This window comes from Bradyrhizobium sp. 147 (assembly GCF_023073935.1).
Taxonomy (GTDB): Bacteria; Pseudomonadota; Alphaproteobacteria; order Rhizobiales; family Xanthobacteraceae; genus Bradyrhizobium.
Genome location: NZ_JADPKL010000099.1, coordinates 51,127 through 68,809 on the forward strand (window position 1 = coordinate 51,127; position 17,683 = coordinate 68,809).

15 protein-coding genes and 3 pseudogenes are annotated in these 17,683 nt (G+C 64.5%); 11 read left to right on the forward strand and 7 right to left on the reverse strand.

What is annotated here, in order from left to right; all coding sequences use genetic code 11:
- Positions 1-1,899 carry a SurA N-terminal domain-containing protein gene (locus IVA87_RS26045; protein WP_247335700.1) on the reverse strand — a complete coding sequence of 633 codons (1,899 nt, stop codon included), beginning with the start codon at positions 1,897-1,899 and terminating at the stop codon, positions 1-3.
- Positions 1,900-2,119: 220 nt separating this feature from the next.
- Here IVA87_RS26045 and tpiA point away from each other — a divergent pair, with 220 nt between their 5' ends.
- From tpiA to IVA87_RS26060, 3 genes are all read left to right on the forward strand, one after another.
- Entirely contained in the window at positions 2,120-2,875 is a 756-nt protein-coding gene (gene tpiA, locus IVA87_RS26050; RefSeq protein ID WP_247295381.1) for a triose-phosphate isomerase, read from the forward strand.
- Positions 2,876-3,014: 139 nt separating this feature from the next.
- On the forward strand, positions 3,015-3,398 hold the full coding sequence (gene secG, locus IVA87_RS26055) for a preprotein translocase subunit SecG (RefSeq protein ID WP_247295379.1): 384 nt from the start codon (positions 3,015-3,017) through the stop codon (positions 3,396-3,398).
- A 172-nt stretch (positions 3,399-3,570) separates the two neighbouring features.
- Entirely contained in the window at positions 3,571-5,202 is a 1,632-nt protein-coding gene (locus IVA87_RS26060) for a CTP synthase (RefSeq protein WP_247295377.1), read from the forward strand.
- 97 nt (positions 5,203-5,299) lie between these two features.
- Here IVA87_RS26060 and IVA87_RS26065 read toward each other — a convergent pair.
- The 3 pseudogenes from IVA87_RS26065 to IVA87_RS26075 form a co-directional block, all read right to left on the reverse strand.
- Positions 5,300-5,900, reverse strand: a pseudogene (locus IVA87_RS26065) (rRNA adenine N-6-methyltransferase family protein); the annotation flags it as partial.
- 115 nt (positions 5,901-6,015) lie between these two features.
- A pseudogene (locus IVA87_RS26070) lies at positions 6,016-7,373 on the reverse strand (HAMP domain-containing sensor histidine kinase); the annotation flags it as partial.
- Positions 7,370-8,041, reverse strand: a pseudogene (locus IVA87_RS26075) (response regulator transcription factor). The pseudogenes IVA87_RS26070 and IVA87_RS26075, both read right to left, overlap by 4 nt.
- Before the next feature lie 197 nt (positions 8,042-8,238).
- Here IVA87_RS26075 and IVA87_RS26080 point away from each other — a divergent pair.
- The 3 genes from IVA87_RS26080 to IVA87_RS26090 all read left to right on the forward strand — a co-directional run bounded on the left by IVA87_RS26080 (position 8,239) and on the right by IVA87_RS26090 (position 10,738).
- Positions 8,239-8,565, forward strand: coding sequence for an NIPSNAP family protein (locus tag IVA87_RS26080; protein ID WP_247335703.1), 327 nt, complete (start codon positions 8,239-8,241; stop codon positions 8,563-8,565).
- Between the two features lie 116 nt (positions 8,566-8,681).
- The gene (gene kdsA, locus IVA87_RS26085) at positions 8,682-9,530 is read left to right on the forward strand and encodes a 3-deoxy-8-phosphooctulonate synthase (protein WP_247295372.1); all 849 of its coding nucleotides are present in this window, start codon (positions 8,682-8,684) and stop codon (positions 9,528-9,530) included.
- Positions 9,530-10,738, forward strand: a complete 1,209-nt coding sequence (locus tag IVA87_RS26090; protein ID WP_247295370.1) for an MFS transporter — start codon at positions 9,530-9,532, stop codon at positions 10,736-10,738. The genes kdsA and IVA87_RS26090 overlap by 1 nt, the downstream gene beginning before the upstream one ends.
- Before the next feature lie 39 nt (positions 10,739-10,777).
- Here IVA87_RS26090 and queF read toward each other — a convergent pair whose 3' ends face one another.
- Both queF and IVA87_RS26100 read right to left on the reverse strand, forming a co-directional pair.
- The gene (queF, locus tag IVA87_RS26095) at positions 10,778-11,230 is read right to left on the reverse strand and encodes a preQ(1) synthase (RefSeq protein ID WP_247295368.1); all 453 of its coding nucleotides are present in this window, start codon (positions 11,228-11,230) and stop codon (positions 10,778-10,780) included.
- A gap of 51 nt (positions 11,231-11,281) precedes the next feature.
- Entirely contained in the window at positions 11,282-12,259 is a 978-nt protein-coding gene (locus IVA87_RS26100) for a lyase (RefSeq protein WP_247295366.1), read from the reverse strand.
- Between the two features lie 174 nt (positions 12,260-12,433).
- Here IVA87_RS26100 and eno point away from each other — a divergent pair, with 174 nt between their 5' ends.
- The 5 genes from eno (at position 12,434) to IVA87_RS26125 (ending at position 17,305) form a co-directional block, all read left to right on the forward strand.
- Positions 12,434-13,717, forward strand: coding sequence for a phosphopyruvate hydratase (gene eno / locus IVA87_RS26105; protein ID WP_247295364.1), 1,284 nt, complete (start codon positions 12,434-12,436; stop codon positions 13,715-13,717).
- 44 nt (positions 13,718-13,761) lie between these two features.
- Positions 13,762-14,895 carry a zinc-binding dehydrogenase gene (locus tag IVA87_RS26110; RefSeq protein WP_247295362.1) on the forward strand — a complete coding sequence of 378 codons (1,134 nt, stop codon included), beginning with the start codon at positions 13,762-13,764 and terminating at the stop codon, positions 14,893-14,895.
- Positions 14,896-15,012: 117 nt separating this feature from the next.
- Positions 15,013-16,011: an MBL fold metallo-hydrolase gene (locus IVA87_RS26115; RefSeq protein WP_247335707.1), complete on the forward strand. Its 999-nt coding sequence runs from the start codon at positions 15,013-15,015 to the stop codon at positions 16,009-16,011.
- A 225-nt stretch (positions 16,012-16,236) separates the two neighbouring features.
- On the forward strand, positions 16,237-16,788 hold the full coding sequence (locus IVA87_RS26120; protein ID WP_247295358.1) for an NAD(P)H-dependent oxidoreductase: 552 nt from the start codon (positions 16,237-16,239) through the stop codon (positions 16,786-16,788).
- 199 nt (positions 16,789-16,987) lie between these two features.
- Positions 16,988-17,305 carry a septum formation initiator family protein gene (locus IVA87_RS26125; protein WP_247335709.1) on the forward strand — a complete coding sequence of 106 codons (318 nt, stop codon included), beginning with the start codon at positions 16,988-16,990 and terminating at the stop codon, positions 17,303-17,305.
- Positions 17,306-17,472: 167 nt separating this feature from the next.
- On the opposite strand, the gene IVA87_RS26130 is transcribed toward IVA87_RS26125, so the two are convergent.
- The gene (locus IVA87_RS26130) at positions 17,473-17,643 is read right to left on the reverse strand and encodes a hypothetical protein (protein WP_247295353.1); all 171 of its coding nucleotides are present in this window, start codon (positions 17,641-17,643) and stop codon (positions 17,473-17,475) included.
- Positions 17,644-17,683: the final 40 nt, after the last annotated feature.

Sequence of the window (17,683 nt, forward strand, 5' to 3'; positions counted from 1 at the left end):
TCACTGGTTCGCGCCGGTCACCTGCGCGAAGGCGGCCTGATTAATGGTGGTCCCGATGTCGGTTTCAAGCTTGTTGACGTAGGAAGCGACCTGCTCCTCGGTCTGCGCACGGTCGAGACTGTCCTTCAGCTTCTTCACCGCCTCGGAGGCTGCGTCGACCGTGGGTTCGACGATGTCGGTGACGCGGAAGACGATCACTTCGCTGCCGCCGCTCACGGGCGTCTGCCCGACGCCGTCCTTGGCGGTACGGAAGGCCGCCGACACGACAGTTGCGGGCACGCCGGCAGGCGAATCGTCGCGCTTGAAGCCGGTTGCGGTCTCGACTTTGGCGCCGATCGCAGCGGCCTCATCGGCGAGCTTGCCGCCGGATTCGAGCTTCTGCACCATCTCGGTCGCCTTGGCCTTCAGCTTGGCCGCGACCTGGTCCTGGCGCCAGCGCGCCTCGACCTGGTCGCGGACCTCGTCGAGATTGCGGTCGCGCGAGGGCGTGATGGCGAGGACGTCGTACCAGACATAGCCGCCTTTGAACGAGATCGGGTCGTTGTCGACGCCGACGTCGGTGTTAAAGGCCTGCGACACCACGTCGAGACCCTGCGGAATGTTGGCGACCGGCTGGCCGTTCGGGGCGCGGCCGGAACGGTCAACGGCGTCGATGGTCACGGCCGTGAGCCCGAGCTTCTGCGCCGCGTCGACCACGCTGGAGCCGCCCCCACGCTCGTCCTCCATCTTGTCGCGGAGATCGGCGACCTTGACGCGCGCGCGCTCGGTCGCGATCTCGCGCTTGATATCGCCGGCAACGCTCGCGTAGTCCGCCTCCTTGCCCGGCTCGATCTTGTCGACCTTGACGATCGCGACGCCAAGCCCGCCCTGGATCGGCTGGCTGATCTCGCCGGCAGGAAGCGCGAAGGCGGCTTCACCAACGGCGGAATCGAGCGAAGACTTGGTCACAAGCCCGAGGTCGACGTCGGAGGCGCTCAGCCCGCGCTCCTTGCCGAGGTCCTCGAACGACGTCCCGCCGACGAGGCGCTCGCGTGCGGTCTGCGCGTCGGCCATGTTCGCAAACACGATCTGCTGGATCTGGCGCTTCTCCGGCGTGCCGAGCTGGTCCTTGCGCTGGTCGAACACTTTCCTGGCGTCCTCGTCCGAGACATCGGTCCACTTGCCGATCTCCTCCGGCGAGACCACGACGAAGGCGATCTTGCGATATTCGGGCGCGCGGAACTGGACCTTGTGATCCTCGAAATAGGCGGCGAGCGTCTCGGGCGAGGGCGCATCGATGGCGCCTGCCTGCGCGGCGTCAAGCCTGACGAACTCGATGGCGCGCTGCTCGTTCTGGAAGCGCGTCAGTACGTCGAGCATGGTTTTCGGCGGCTCGAGGCCGGCGCCGATCGTGCCGGTGATCTGCCGGCGCAGCGACACCTTGCGCTGCTCGGCGACGTAGCGCTGCTCGGTGTAGCCGAAATTGCGGATCACGGCCTGGAAGCGGTTCGCATCGAAGTTGCCGCCGACGCCCTTGAAGCTCGGGTCGTTCATGATGACCTGGCGGATCTGCTCGTCGGACTGGCCGAGCCCGAGCCGACGCCCCTCCTCGTCGAGAGCGGCCTCCGCAATGGTCTGCTGCAGCACCTGGCGGTCGAGCCCGAAGGCGCGCGCCTGATCGGGGGTCAGCGGACGGCCGAACTGGCGGCTGATCTGTTGCAGGCGGTCCGTGTAGATCTGGCGGAACTCGTTGAGCGAAATCTCGGTGCTGCCGATCTTGGCCACCGTGGACTGCCCGAAGCCGCGGAAGATGTCGGCGATGCCCCAAATGCCGAAACTGACAATCAACACGCCCATCACCACGGCCATAATGGTCTTGCCGAGCCAGTTTGATGAGGCCTTGCGCATTCCTCGAAGCATTTGGTCCAACTTGTTTGGCAGGAGGGGAACGGGAGCGCGTCTTAATGCAGATTCCGCAAAAGCGCGTCACCAAATTGATAGATCATCATAAAGTGGCGGCTTTCCCCCCGCAACCTCGCCTCAAGCGGCTGCTCGAAGCTGCGGTTAAAAGCCCCGAGGTCTGGAACTGGCGCGACAGCTCTGCTAGCGCATCCACAAACCTCATTTGCTGGACATTGACATGACCGACGCCATCCGACCGCTGATCGCCGGCAACTGGAAGATGAACGGCCTGAAGGCCCAGGTTGCGGAATTCGACGCCATGCTCAACGGCGCGGCAGACGTGGCTGGAAGGGCCGACCTGCTGGTCTGCCCACCGGCAACCCTGATCGCGGCCTTCGCCGACAGGGCGCGCGGCAAGAAAGTGACGGTGGGAGCCCAGGACTGCCATCCCAAGGTCTCCGGGGCCCATACCGGCGATGTCGCCGCCGAAATGCTGGTGGATGCGGGCGCTACTGCCATCATCGTAGGCCATTCCGAGCGCCGCGCCGACCACGGCGAGGGCGATGCCCTGGTCCGGCAGAAGGCCGAGGCAGCCTGGCGCGCCGGGGCGACCGCGATCGTCTGCATCGGCGAGACGCAGGGCCAGCGTGATGCCGGCCAGACCCTGGACATCCTGCGCGGCCAGCTCGACGGCTCGCTGCCGGACGGCTCCAGCGCGGCCAATCTGATCGTCGCCTATGAGCCGGTCTGGGCGATCGGCACCGGCCTCACCCCCACATCCCAGGATGTCGAGCAGATTCATGGCTTTATCCGGGAACTCCTGACGTCCCGGTTCAAAGCCGATGGTGCCAGGATGCGGATCCTTTACGGCGGCTCGGTCAAGCCCGCGAACGCGGCCGAGCTGATGGCCGTGAAGAACGTCAACGGCGCGCTGGTCGGCGGGGCCAGCCTGAAAGCAGCTGATTTCCTTGCGATCGCGAAGGGCTGTCCCTAGCTCATCCAAACCGTGGGTCCGGATCCGATCGGGGGTGGCAATACCCCCTCCGATCGTGTAACACCGCGCAACTTCAGGAAAACCCGCGAAGCGCGATCGGCCGCCGTCAGGCGCCGCCCGCTTATGACGGAAGGATACTATGCAGACCGTTGTCATCGTCATCCACCTCATGATCGTCGCCGTCATGATCGGCGCCGTCCTGCTCCAGAAGTCGGAAGGCGGCGGCCTCGGCATGGGCGGAGGCGCGGGTTTCATGTCGAGCCGCGGCACCGCAAACCTCTTGTCGCGCACGACCGCGATCCTGGCTGCGGGCTTTTTCCTGACCAGCCTGTTCCTGTCCTGGTACGCCGGTTATGACCGCAAGCCGTCGTCGATCATCGGCCAGCCTGGGCAGACTCAGCCGGCCGGCGGATCCCCGATCGCGCCGCCGACCTCGGGCGGTATCCTGGATTCGCTGAAGAAGGCCGACGAGCAGCAGCAGAACCAGGCGCCTGCCGGCCCGCAGGTGCCGCGCTCGCAATAAAAATAAAGCAGGGGGGCCATGCAGGGCGGCTGCTACCGTCCTGCATCAAAAATCCCCATCAAGGCACTGTCACCACTCTCAGTTCTGGATCACCCACAGGCCCGCAGAATCTTTGGGGCGGAATGCGAATCGCTTTGGCGAATCGAATTTAGGGGATTAGAGGTTAAGTCCCATGGCGCGGTACATATTCATCACCGGCGGCGTGGTTTCTTCGCTCGGCAAGGGTCTGGCTTCAGCGGCACTCGGTGCGCTGTTGCAGGCCCGGGGCTACAAGGTCCGCCTCCGCAAGCTCGACCCCTATCTCAACCTCGATCCCGGAACGATGTCGCCGTATCAGCACGGCGAAGTGTTCGTCACCGATGACGGCGCAGAGACCGATCTCGATCTCGGTCATTATGAGCGCTTCACCGGCAGGCCTGCGACCAAGGCCGACAACATCACCACAGGGCGCATCTACCAGGACATCATTTCCAAGGAGCGCCGCGGCGATTATCTCGGCGCGACCATCCAGGTGGTTCCGCACGTCACCAACGCCATCAAGGAATTCGTCCTCGACGGCAACGACGATTACGACTTCGTGCTGGTCGAGATCGGTGGCACTGTCGGCGACATCGAGGGCCTGCCGTTCTTCGAGGCGATCCGCCAGCTCAAGAACGAGCTGCCGCGCGATCATGCCGTCTACATCCATCTCACGTTGCTGCCCTACATCCCAAGCGCCGGCGAGCTCAAGACCAAGCCGACGCAGCACTCCGTGAAGGAGTTGCGCTCGATCGGCATCCAGCCGGACATCCTGCTCTGCCGCACCGACCGCGAGATCCCGAAGGAGGAGCGGCGCAAGCTCGGACTGTTCTGCAACGTGCGCGAAAGCGCCGTGATCGAGGCGCGCGATGTCGATAACATCTACGCCGTGCCCGAGGCCTATCACAATGCGGGCCTCGATGACGAAGTGCTCGCCGCCTTTGGCATCGCCTCGCGGATTCCGCCCGAGCTGCGCAGCTGGCAAGAAATCAACGAACGCGTGCGCAATCCCGAGGGCAACGTCACCATCGCCATCGTCGGCAAGTACACCGGCATGAAGGATGCGTACAAGTCGCTGATCGAGGCGCTGTCGCATGGCGGCATCGCTAACAAGGTGAAGGTCAATCTCGACTGGATCGAGAGTGAGATCTTCGAGAAGGAAGATCCCGCGCCGTTTCTCGAGCACGTCAACGGCATTTTGGTGCCCGGCGGCTTCGGCCAGCGCGGCGCGGAAGGAAAGATCAAGGCGGCGCAATTCGCACGCGAGCGCGACGTGCCGTATTTCGGCATCTGCTTCGGCATGCAGATGGCGGTGATCGAGGCCGCGCGAAATCTCGTCGGTATCGAGGATGCCAACTCCACCGAATTCGGTCCGACCAAGGAGCCGCTGGTCGGCCTGATGACGGAGTGGCTGCGCGGCAACGAGCTCGAGAAGCGCTCGCAGGCCGGCGACCTCGGCGGCACGATGCGGCTAGGGGCCTATCCGGCAACGCTCAATCGCGGCAGCCGCGTCTCAGAGGTCTATGGCGGCGCCACCGAAATCTCCGAGCGTCACCGCCACCGCTACGAGGTGAACACCGCCTACAAGGACCGCCTCGAGCAGCATGGCCTAAAATTCTCCGGCCTGTCGCCCGACGGCGTGCTGCCGGAGATCGTCGAGTACGAGGATCACCCCTGGTTCATCGGCGTCCAGTTCCACCCCGAGCTGAAGTCGCGCCCCTTCGAGCCGCACCCGCTGTTCGCCTCGTTCATTCAGGCGGCGATGGTGCAATCGCGGCTGGTCTAGACCCCTCAGCTCGCTTTCTTGACGATCTTACGGAGAGCGGCATCGATCCTCGATTGCCAGCCAGATCAATCCGTCCCGGCAACATCGGCGTCGCAAGCTCGGGCGAAAGCAATCCCGTGACAACTTTCATCTGCGGCCGCCGCGTCAGCCTGTAGACGGCCGCGGGTGGTACGTTCAGCACCGCCCGATCCACCAGCTTGGCGCGCAGGCCCAGCCGGTCGAGCACCGGGCGCGGCACCAGGCAGCTCATGCCGTAAGTGAACTGATAGAAGGCGCCGCCGGGGCGGATGTAGCTGAATGCGCCGCTGACAATCGAGACGACTTTGCGCATTGACATGTTGAGCAGCGGCAATCCGCTCACCACGGCGCCGACCGGCGCGCCCTCATAAAGGCGATGCGTGGTGAGCCGCGCCGCATCGATCCACAATATGCGCGCCCCCGGGAAAGCGCACCTGCAGCAGCTTCATGAAATCGGAGCCGTATTCGACCAGCGTGAGGTCTTCCTGGCGCACGCCGCGCTTCAACAGCTTGTAGGTGAACGCGCCGGTACCGGGACCGAGCTCGAGGATGGGGCCGGTCGAAGCGTCGATCTCGCGCGTGATGAGATCCGCCAGCGCCGCGCTCGACGGCGCGATCGCACCGACCTGACGCGGTGCCGACATCCAGGCGAGGAAGAACGAGAGAAAATCGTTGGGCATGCGCACTCCGGCATTTTGCTTCGCGCCTCGCAAATCAGAGGCGGCTCACAATCTCAGGGGAGTGCATTGCGGCAGCATTGCGTAGGTGATGCGGACCAAGATCACTTGCGGATCGCGGCAATGTGATCCGGAAGCATGCGCCGCCGTTCGCTCCGTCCAGCACCGAGACGTCGCCGCCATGCAGCAGCACGATCTCGCGAACCATGTTGAGGCCGAGGCCGGCGCCGCGGTCCAGCGGCGTGAGCCGATAAAATGGCTCGAAGATCGTCTCGCGTTGCTCGGGCGGAATGCCCGCGCCCTCGTCGGTGACTTCGATGCATGCGGGCTTGCTGACGCGGACGCCGATCGTGCCGCGGCGCGGGCCGTGCTGGATGGCATTCTGCACCAGGTTGGTCAGGGCGCGTTCGAGCGCGATCGTGTCGCCGAGTGTCTCGATCGGTGTTTCCGGTGCGTCGAGCGCCAGCTCATAGCCCGCGGCGATGGCAAGCGGGGCCAGCTCGGCGGCGACGCCCTGGGCGATTGCGACGAGGTTGATCCGTGCGAAAGGGTGCCCGCAGCGGTCGAGCCGCTGGATATCGAGCAATTGCTCGGCGAGCGTGGCGAGCCGCGCGGCATCCTCGATCAGGCGGGTCTTGTCTGGTCCCGGCGGAAGCGACTCCAGGCGCGTGTTCAGGATCGCGATCGGCGTGCGCAGCTCGTGCGCGGCATCGGCGACGAAGCGCTTGTGCCGGGCATAGCCTTCGTCGAGCCGCGCCAGTGCGTCATTAACGGCGGTCACGAGCGGCACGACCTCGAGCGGAATCTGGTCCACCGACAGTCGCGCGCCGCGCTGATGAATGTCGATGCGACGCGCCTGATCGGCCGTCGTGTCGAGCCCTCTGAAGGCGCGCCGCACGATCATCGGAGTAGCGATCAACGTCGCCGTTCCCATCAGGAGCAGGCCGGGCAGGGCGATGCCGAGAAACATCAGCGAGGTCATGAGCACCGCCTTGGCGCCGGTTAGCGTGCCCTGCGTCGCCGTAATGACCTGCACATTGCCGGCGTCGGCATCGACGCGCTTCAGCCGCGCCGGGGCTTTGCGTGGATCGTCCTCGAAAAGCTGCCAGCCGAGCCGCGCCTGGCTGATGTGGTCGAGCGCCCCGCCGATCGTGGCGAATTCGGCCGGCACGGCGCCTTCGCTGAGCGAATGGCCCTCTCTGTCACGGACCAGGAACACAGGTCGGGCGTCTCCGCGCGCAGCTGTTTCAGCTCCGGCGTCGCGCGCAGCATCAGGCCGCCCTGTGCGTCGCGGGTCAGCGCATGCTGCACGGCGTCGATGACACGGTCCTCGTCGCGCGCGGCGAGCACGAAGCCGGAGGCGCATAGCGCCGTGATGATGACGGCCACCAGCGCGACGAGCAGCGCGGCCTGGAGCGACAGCAGGCGCCAGCTCAGCCGCGAGCGCAGGCAATAGGGATCGGCGTGCCTGCTCACGGCAGCTTCTTCAGGAGATAGCCGACGCCGCGAATGCCGTGGATGTCGACACCCGCATCCGCCTCGGCAAGCTTGCGGCGCAGCCGCGATATGTGGGTATCCAGCGCGTTCGACTGGATTTCGTCGTCGAAATTGTAGACGGCCTCTTCCAGCGCCGAGCGCGGACGGTCCGGCCCATGCGGCGGATCAGCGCTTCGAGCACCAGCAACTCGCGGCGCGACAGCTCGAACGTGTGGCCGTCGATGCTCGCCTCGCGATGGCCGACATCGAAGGCGAGGCGGCCGGCGCGGATGACATCCGGCGTGAGGCCGGCGGGCCGCCGCAACACCGCGCGCAGACGCGCGAGCAATTCCTCGACCGCGAAAGGCTTTGCCAGATAGTCGTCCGCGCCGCTGTCGAGCCCGGCGACACGGTCGGCGAGCTCGCCGCGGGCCGTCAGGACGATGATGGCACGCCGTCGGCGCGCGCCCTTAGCTTAGGGATCAGGGCAAGGCCGTCACCGTCCGGTAGCTGGCGGTGAGCAGGGCTGCGGCGTGGACTTCGGCGGAAAGCGCTTCCTCCGCTTCGCAGAGCGTCGGCACGTGGTCCACCACCATGTCGTAGCGCTTCAAGGCCGATGCCAGCGCGCCCGCCATCTCCGCCTCATCCTCGACGAGCAAAATTCGCATGATCTCGCACCTGAGCCTCAACAAGCCATTCTAGCCGCCGTATCATTGCGGCAGCATTGCGGGAACCGGCTGCGACGCAGTGACAGTGAAGGGAGCACCAGCCATGCGCGGAACGCCGCCGGGGCGGTCGGGTGAGGCTCAAGACAGCACCACGGCCAATCGCTATAACCGCTGCGCTTGATCAGGGAGGAACATGAATGATCTTCGAAATGCGCCAGTATCGCTGCGTGCCTGGCCGTTTGCCGGCGCTCTTGAAGCGGTTCGAGACGGTCACGCTGAAGCTCTGGGAGAAGCACGGCATCAAGCAGGCCAGCTTCTTCACGACGCTGATCGGTGAGTCCAACCAGGAGCTGACCTATTTTCTGGCCTGGGAGACCCTCGCCGAGCGCGAGAAGAAGTGGGGCGCGTTCATGGCCGATCCGGATTGGCTCGAGGCGCGGGCCAAGTCGGAAGCCGACGGCCAGATCGTCGCCAACATCGTCAGCCAGATACTGACGCCGACCGCTTTCTCGGCGGTGAAGTAACGAGCTTGGCGCAGCGGGGAACCTTGGTGCAACCCTGATATTCGAACGGTCCCGGCCGAAGAGGGTTGATCCGACCCTCATCGCCGCTATGGTCGCGCCGAAATGAGGGATTTGCCTTGAGCTCTTCGAATTCAGCGGCTCCCGCCGTCACCATTGGCAAGGTCAAATTCGGCAATGACCTGCCGATCTCGGTTATTGCCGGGCCGTGCCAGCTCGAGAGCCGCCAGCATGCGCTGGAGGTCGCCTCCGCGCTGAAGGAGATCGCCGCGCGGCTGAACATCGGCCTCGTCTACAAGACCTCGTTCGACAAGGCCAACCGCACCAGCGCGTCCGCTGCGCGCGGGCTGGGCCTCGCGCAATCGCTGCCGATCTTCGCGGAAATCCGCTCCTCGCTCGGCTTGCCGGTGCTGACCGACGTGCACGAAGCCGCGCAATGCGCCGAGGTGGCGGAGGCCGTGGACATCCTCCAGATACCCGCCTTCCTGTGCCGGCAGACCGACCTGCTTCTTGCAGCGGCCGCGACCGGGAAGGTCGTGAACGTCAAGAAGGGCCAGTTCCTGGCGCCTTGGGACATGGCGAATGTCGTGACCAAGATCACGGGTGCGAACAATCCCAATGTGCTCGTTACCGAACGCGGCGCCTCGTTCGGCTACAACACGCTGGTTTCCGACATGCGCGCATTGCCGATCCTGGCGCGCACAACCGGCGCGCCTGTGATCTTCGACGCCACCCATTCGGTGCAGCAGCCGGGCGGGAAGGGGACTTCCTCGGGCGGCGATCGCGAATTCGTGCCGGTGCTGGCACGTGCGGCTGTTGCCGTTGGCGTTGCCGGCGTCTTCATCGAAACCCATCCCGACCCCGACAGCGCGCCCTCCGATGGTCCCAACATGGTGCCGCTGCGCGAGTTCGAAGGGCTGATTGCCAAGCTGATCGCGTTCGACGCACTCGCAAAGAACCCGGGCTAATGCAGCGAGGCGAGGCGCGGCCGCAGGATCACGGCTTGCCAACAGCACTCTACGTCATATCGGGCGCAAGCTTCGCCGCAGCGCTGTCGGCACGCGCGCTCGATCCGGTGCTGCCGCACGTCGCCGAAGATTTTGGCGTCAGCATCGCGACCGCCGCGGGCTTTGCCGCGGTGTTCGCCTTCACCTTCTCGATCATCCAGCCCATCATCGGCGCCGCCGCCGATCTATTCGGCAAGACGCGGCTGATGATCGGCTGCCTCGCGCTGCTCGGCCTTGCCAACATCCTGGGCGCGCTCTCGACCTCGTTCTCGGTTCTGTTTGCGACCCGCATCCTCGCCGGTATCGGCTCGGGCGGCGTGTTTCCGGTGGCGCTGAGCCTGACCAGCGATCTCGTTGGGCCGGAGAGACGCCAAGTCGCGATCAGCCGCACGCTTGCAGGCGCGATGACCGGCAATCTGCTTGGCGCCTCGGCCTCCGGGCTGATTGGCGATTTCCTCGGTTGGCGCGGCGTGCTGGCGGTGCTCGGCGTGCTGGTGATCGCCGCCTCGATCGCGGTCGGGGCCGGCTTTCACGGCGCCAAGGTCAAGCATCCGCCGAAGACCAGCCTGTCGGCACTGAAGGCCGGCTATCGCACCATTTTCACCAATCCGAACGCGTATGTCTGCTACTCGGCCGTGTTCATCGAAGGCTGCTGCGTGCTCGGCCTGTTTCCCTACATCGCCTCGTTCCTGTTCGAGCTCGGGCAGACCTCGCTCTCGATCGCCGGCATCGTCATCGCGGGCTTTGCGGTCGGCGGCTTGTTCTACACGCTGACGGTGTCGCGCCTGCTGCCGCGGCTAGGGATGAAGGGCATGATGATCGCGGGCATGACGCTGGTTGCCTCACAGCTCATGGCCGTCGCATTCGGCCCACGCTGGGAAGTGCAGGCACTCAATCTCGTCGTGATGGGGTGGGGCTTCTACATCGCCCATGGTTGTCTCCAGGTCTTCGCCAGCGAGCTCTCGGTCGAAGCGCGCGCCACCGCACTGTCGCTGCATTCGTTCTTTTTCTTCATGGGGCAGACCGTGGGGCCGCTCGCCTATGGCTTCGGGCTCCAGCATGCTGGCAAAACGCCGACGCTGGTCGCGAGCGCCGGGATCATGGTGGTGCTGGGCTTCGTCTGCGCCCGGCTGCTCAAGCCGCGCGCACCGGCGGATGCGCGGGCCTGAACAAGACGTTCAGGCCGCGCCAAGCTGGACAACAGGACGCTATCCCCGCCCGCGATAAGGCGCGACGCCTTGCTCGGGCACCCACAGGCCCTTGGGCACACGGCCGGTCTGCCAGAAAACATCGATCGGGATGCCACCGCGCGGATACCAATAACCGCCGATGCGCAGCCATTTCGGCTTGATCTCGCTCGCGATGCGCTTGCCGATCATCACCGTGCAGTCCTCGTGGAAAGCGCCGTGATTGCGGAAGCTCGCAATGTAGAGCTTGAGCGACTTCGACTCCAGCAGCCATGGGCCCGGCGCGTAGTCGATCATCAGATGCGCGAAATCCGGCTGGCCCGTAACCGGGCACAGCGAGGTGAATTCCGGCACGGTGAAGCGCACCAGATAGTCGGTGCCGCTCTGCGGATTGGGCACGCGATCGAGCTGGGCTTCTTCCGGTGTGTGCGGCCACTCGACCGCGCGGCCAAGCTGCAGGGATTTGTTCGCCATCGTCGTCACATCCTGTTTCGGATGCCGGGATGGACGCAAATGTCGCTGTCGTCAACCGGCCGCGATGGTGTGGATCATGACGATCCGGTCGTTGCCGGACTCACAACCCCACAGCTCGCCCGGCCTGCCGTCGAGCTGTCGCACATTGGCATTGGCCTTATTGCTGGCGAAGACGTTGAACCGCTCGGTTGTGGGATCGAAACGGACGATGGCGTTGGCGGAGAAATCGCTCAGCCAGACCTTGTCCTTATCGTCGACATAGACTGCGTAGGGCCGGGGGCGCTCGCCCGGCAGCTTCCAGGTCTTCCAAGAGCCGTCCGCGGGATCGTGCACCGAGACATGGCCGCTGTTCCACTCGCTGACCCAGATCCGGCTGTTCGAATCGGACCACACCCGCCGCGAGCCTTGGTTCGGCGTCGGCGGCTCGACCACGCTCGCATTGCCGCTCGCGCGGTCAATCTTCGCGATGTAGCTCCCAGCGAGCGAGGCGTACCAGATGCCCCCGTCGGGAGTGACCGTGATGCCGTACGGGCCAACGCCCTTGGGGGCCTTGAACACATTCATCTCGCCAGACTTCGGCACGAGCCGGCCGTAATAGCCGGACTGGCCGGTGAACCAGTACGTGCCGTCCTTGTCGAACACGCCGGTGTTGAGATTGGCGGCGGCGAACTTTTCGGGCAGGCGGAACAGCGTGACCTTGAGATCGCCGGGGTCGACCCGCGCAATTGCGTTCTGGCCGCCCTCAGTGATCCATGGCGCGCCGTCGGGACCGATGGTCACCCCGTGCGGGGCAGCACCCTGGCCGAGGCTGACCGTCTTGAAGGTGCCATCCTTGGGGTCGAGCCTGCCGAGCATGCCCTTGCCCTGCGCGGTGAACCACACTGTGCCGTCAGGGGCGGGCGTCAGATCATGCAGGCCGATGCCGGCACTGATCGGGAAATACTTTGTCCGGAACGGGCCTTCCTGCGCGAAACCTGGGCGGATGGCAAGCAGGGCGGCGCTCGAGACAAGAAACTCGCGGCGATTCATGGCGTTACCCCGACTGTTTCAGGTTGAGGTTGGACGCGCAGATCAGATGCCGTGGAGCATAATCTGAGGGGCTTCACGCGTCAGTCGAAGCCGGCTGTCCAAGCGTTCACATTTGCTTGCGCTCCGTGTAAGACCCGCGACACCGATCAGCCCTAACGAACGGAAGTGCACATCATGACCGCCATCATCGACATCATCGGCCGCGAAATTCTCGATAGCCGGGGCAATCCCACTGTCGAAGTCGATGTCGTGCTCGAAGACGGCGCACTGGGCCGCGCCGCGGTGCCGTCGGGGGCTTCCACCGGCGCCCATGAAGCGGTGGAACTGCGCGACGGCGACAAGGCCCGCTATCTTGGCAAGGGCGTCTCCAAGGCGGTCGGCGCCGTCAACGGCGAGATCTTCGAGGCCCTCAGCGGCCTCGATGTCGAGCAGCAGGCCCAGATCGATCAGATCATGATCGACCTCGACGGCACGCCGAACAAGAGTCGCCTCGGCGCAAACGCCATTCTCGGGGTGTCGCTGGCCTGCGCCAAGGCGGCCGCGAACTCGCTGGACATGCCGCTCTATCGTTATGTCGGCGGCACCTCGGCGCGCCTGTTGCCGGTGCCGATGATGAACATCATCAATGGTGGCGTGCACGCCGACAACCCGATCGACTTCCAGGAATTCATGATCCTGCCGGTCGGCGCATCGAGCTTTGCCGAGGGCCTGCGCTACGGCGCCGAAGTCTTCCATACGCTGAAGTCGGAGCTGAAGAAGGCCGGCCACAACACCAATGTCGGCGACGAGGGTGGCTTCGCGCCGAACCTGCCGTCGGCCGATGCCGCGCTCGACTTCATCATGAACGCGATCGGCAAGGCCGGCTTCAAGGCCGGCTCCGACATCGTGCTCGGCCTCGATTGCGCCTCGACCGAGTTCTTCAAGGACGGCAAATACGCCTATGAAGGCGAGGGCAAGACCCGCTCGATCTCCGAGCAGGCGAAGTACCTTGCCGACCTCGTCTCGCGCTATCCGATCGTGACCATCGAGGACGGCATGTCGGAGGACGACATGGACGGCTGGAAGGAGCTCACCGACCTCATCGGCAAGAAGTGCCAGCTGGTCGGCGACGATCTCTTCGTCACCAACGTCAAGCGCCTCGCCGAAGGCATCAAGGCGGGCAGGGCCAATTCGATCCTGATCAAGGTCAACCAGATCGGCACGCTGACCGAGACGCTCGCCGCGGTCGAGATGGCGCACAAGGCCGGCTACACCTCGGTGATGTCGCACCGCTCGGGCGAGACCGAGGATTCCACCATCGCCGATCTCGCGGTCGCCACCAATTGCGGTCAGATCAAGACCGGCTCCCTTGCGCGGTCCGACCGCACCGCCAAGTACAACCAGCTGCTGCGCATCGAGCAGCAGCTCGGCAAGCAGGCGCTCTACGGCGGCAGGGCGGCACTGAAGGCGCTGGCTTAAGCCGGCGCTTCGACCTGCGAAACGACGAACAGGGGAGGATCGACATGAGCGACGGCAACACCGGACTGCAATTGCGTTCGCTGATCAAGGCGAGCGGTGAGCTGGAAATCTCGCTGATCGTGGTGCCGACCCCCGAGCCTGCCGCGGACGAGGTCGTCGTCCGCGTGGAGGCGGCGCCGATCAATCCGTCCGACCTCGGGCTCCTGATCGGCGCGGCCGACATGAGCACGGCGAAAGCTTCGGGCAGCAAAGACGCTCCCGTCATTACCGCGAAGGTGCCGGAGGGCGCGATGGGAGCCATGGCGGGCCGGCTCGACCAGTCGATGCCGGTCGGCAACGAAGGCGCCGGCGTCGTCGTCAGGACCGGCTCGTCGGATGCCGCCAAGGCGCTGATGGGCAAGACTGTCGCCATGATCGGCGGTGCGATGTATTCGCAATATCGAACGCTGAAGGTGAGGGAGTGCCTGCCGCTGCCTGAGGGCACGACGCCGGCCGAAGGCGCCTCTTGCTTCGTCAATCCGCTCACCGCGCTCGGCATGACCGAGACGATGCGGCGCGAAGGTCACAAGGCGCTGGTGCACACCGCGGCTGCCTCCAATCTCGGCCAGATGCTCAACAAGATCTGCATCAAGGACGGCATCCCGCTGGTCAACATCGTGCGCAGCAAGGAGCAGGCCGACATCCTGCACAAGATCGGCGCCAAATACGTGGTCGATTCCACCGCGCCGAGCTTCCTCGGCGATCTCACCAATGCGCTGGTCGAGACCGGCGCCACCATCGCCTTCGACGCCATCGGCGGGGGCAGGCTGGCCGGCGACATCCTCAACTGCATGGAAGCGGCAATCAACAAGACCGCGAAGGAGTACAGCCGTTACGGCTCCAACGTGCACAAGCAGGTGTACGTCTATGGCGCGCTCGACACGCGGCCGATCGAGCTGCCGCGCGGCTTCGGCATGGCCTGGGGCGTCGGCGGCTGGCTGCTGTTTCCGTTCCTGATGAAGATCGGGCAGGCGGACGGCGCCAAGCTGCGCCAGCGCGTCCTCGACGAATTGAAGACCACCTTCGCCAGCCATTACACCAAGGTGGTCTCGCTTGCCGAGGCGCTCGATCCTGCCAACATTGCCGTGTACGCCAAACGCGCCACCGGCGAAAAATTCCTCATCAACCCGAATAAATAATCGTGATGTACGACGGCACATCACCGAAAGAAGGACTTGCCTTCTGAGCGAACCGGGGGATTATTCCCGCCGCCGTTGAAAGCGGAAAAACCGCAAGGCGCTCAGAAGGGGATCTGCATGACCGACCTCAATCGCCGTCACCTGCTTGCAGGCGCCGCCGCCCTCAATGCGGCTGCCGTTACCGGGCTTGGACCGACCGCCGCCGATGCCTCAGTGCCGCCGGCCGGGACGCAGGCGCCGGGCTTCTATCGCTACAAGGTCGGCAGCTTCGAGTGCACCTCGATCAATGACGGTGCGCGCACCTTCCCGATGCCGGACAAGTTCGTCGTCAACGTGCCGAAGGACGAGGCGCTGGCCGCAGGCGAGGCGGCCTACATGCCGAAGGGCATGGTCACGGTGCCCTTCAACCCGCAGCTCATCAATACCGGCTCCAAGCTGGTGCTGATCGATACCGGCAACGGCATCGCGAATTTCGAGCCGAGCAAGGGCGCCGTCGGTCGCACGCTGCAAAATCTCCAGGCCGCTGGCGTCGATCCCAAGAACATCGACGTCGTGCTGCTCTCGCATCTTCATCCCGACCACACCAACGGCATCCGCCTCGCCGACGGCGCGCTCGCCTTCCCGAATGCGGAGATCATGGTGCCGGGTAAGGACTGGGAGTTCTGGACCAGCGGGGACAACGCCGCAAAGGCCGAGTCCAATGCGATGATGAAGAATTATTTCGCCAACGTGAAGAAGACCTTTGCCGGCCTCGAGTCCAAGGTCACCAAGTACGAGTGGGGCAAGGAGGTCGCACCCGGCATCACCTCCATTGCGACGCCGGGTCACACGCCCGGCCACACCTCGTTCGCGGTCGCATCGGGCGATGCGAAGGTGCTGATCCAGTCCGATGTCACCAACATTCCGGAATTCTTCCTGCGCAATCCGGACTGGCACGTGATGTTCGACACCGATGCCGCGCTGGCGCAGGCGACCCGCCACAAATTCTACGACATGGCGGCGGCCGAGAGGGCGAGCGTGGTCGGCTTCCACTTCTCCTTCCCCTCGATCGGCCATGTCGAGAAGGACGGCGCAAAATATCGCCTGGTCCCATCGGCGTGGAATCCAACGATCTGATCTGGGTTAGTCTCGTCCAGACGTTCGCGCGAACGATCGGGCCGCGGCTTGGCGGCCTGACTGTTTTGGCCAAAAGGTCAAAGGACGCGATTTCCCCAGAAGAGCCGAGGGCATTTCACGAAACACAGCGTTTCCAAATCGAGCTAGTTCATGCACTTGCATCCATCGGTCCGGATGGCTTAAGTGCCTTCCCGGCACTCTCGCTTAAAATCCCAAGGACACATCATGGCCTACAACATCGTCACGATCGCCGGCAGCCTGCGCAAGGACAGCTTTTCGCTCAAGATCGCCAATGCCCTCGCCAAGCTCGCACCTAGCTCGCTTAAGCTCGAGGTCGTCACGCCGGCGGGCATTTCCTTCTTCAACCAGGACTTCGAGGGCGCGCCGCCCGCCGACTGGCTGGCCTTCCGCGAGAAGCTTCAGAAGTCCGACGGCGTCATCTTCGTCACGCCCGAATACAACCGCTCCATTCCCGGCGCGCTGAAGAACGCCATCGACGTCGCCTCGCGGCCCTATGGCAAGAGTTCGTTCAACGGCAAGCCGGTCGGCATCATCTCGAATTCACCGGGGCCGCTCGGCGGGGTCAGCGCGGCCAAGCATTTGCAGACCATCCTGCCTGGTATCAGCGGCCCAATCATGCAGCAGCCGGAGGCCTATCTGAACGCCGTCGGCGACGCCTTCGATGCCGAGGGCAATCTGACAAAGGAGTCGCTGAAGCCGGTGCTCCAGGCCTATCTCGACGCGTTCGCGGCGCACGTGGCGAAGCATCACGGCTAATCCAAATCGCTGGCGGCCAGACGCCAGGTCCTCATCCTTGAGGAGGCGCGTCAGCGCCGTCTCGAAGGATGGCCGCGGGGACAGCGGGGCCTTCATGGTTCGAGACGGCCACTATGCGGCCTCCTCACCATGAAGGTCAGATCCTCGTCAGCTAGGGCCGATTAGCACTCCCTTAACCAACCTGTCCCATCTTCCCAAGATGGTCTCCCGCGCGCGCCTGAAATCGATCCTGACCGGCCTTGCCCTGTATGCGATGGCGGCGGCCATCGTCGGCTATTTCGGCGTCAACGCCTACACCGGCAAATACGGCCTCAATGCCCGCCAGGAGCTCGATCAGGAGATCATCGCCCTGACCAGCGAACTGGCGCAGCTCAAGCGCGAGCGCGCCCGGAGCGAGCAGCGCGTCTCTTTGCTGCGCACGTCGAGGATTGATCCTGACATGCTGGACGAGCGGGCGCGCTACCAACTCGACTATGTCAATCCGCATGATCTCGTTCGGATGGTCCCGGCGAAATAGCGTTCTCGCTGCCGAGCGGCTCGTGACATGATCGGCCGTTGTGTCTTGGTCGAAACGGTCGGGCGTCGGGCGTGAGTCCCAAAAGATGATGCTCGATCACGACCAGCAGACCAAGAAGCTCCCGAAGAGGGTCGGATTCTTCTGATTGGGCAAACGGAGAGGCGGCGTCATTTCGGCATCGCCCGTTCTGCCCATTTCTTGACGCGGTCACGAATCTGCGCGTGCGGCAGCCTTGCATCGATTTGTTGCCCGATCGGCGCCAAAGATTTTCCAATATTACGATCACGTTGCAGTGCGGCATAATGAAAGTCGTGCCATATCGCCGCGGTGCTTTCCAATGGTGTTTGACTTGGGTTAGAGAGGGCGAAAGTTTTCTCT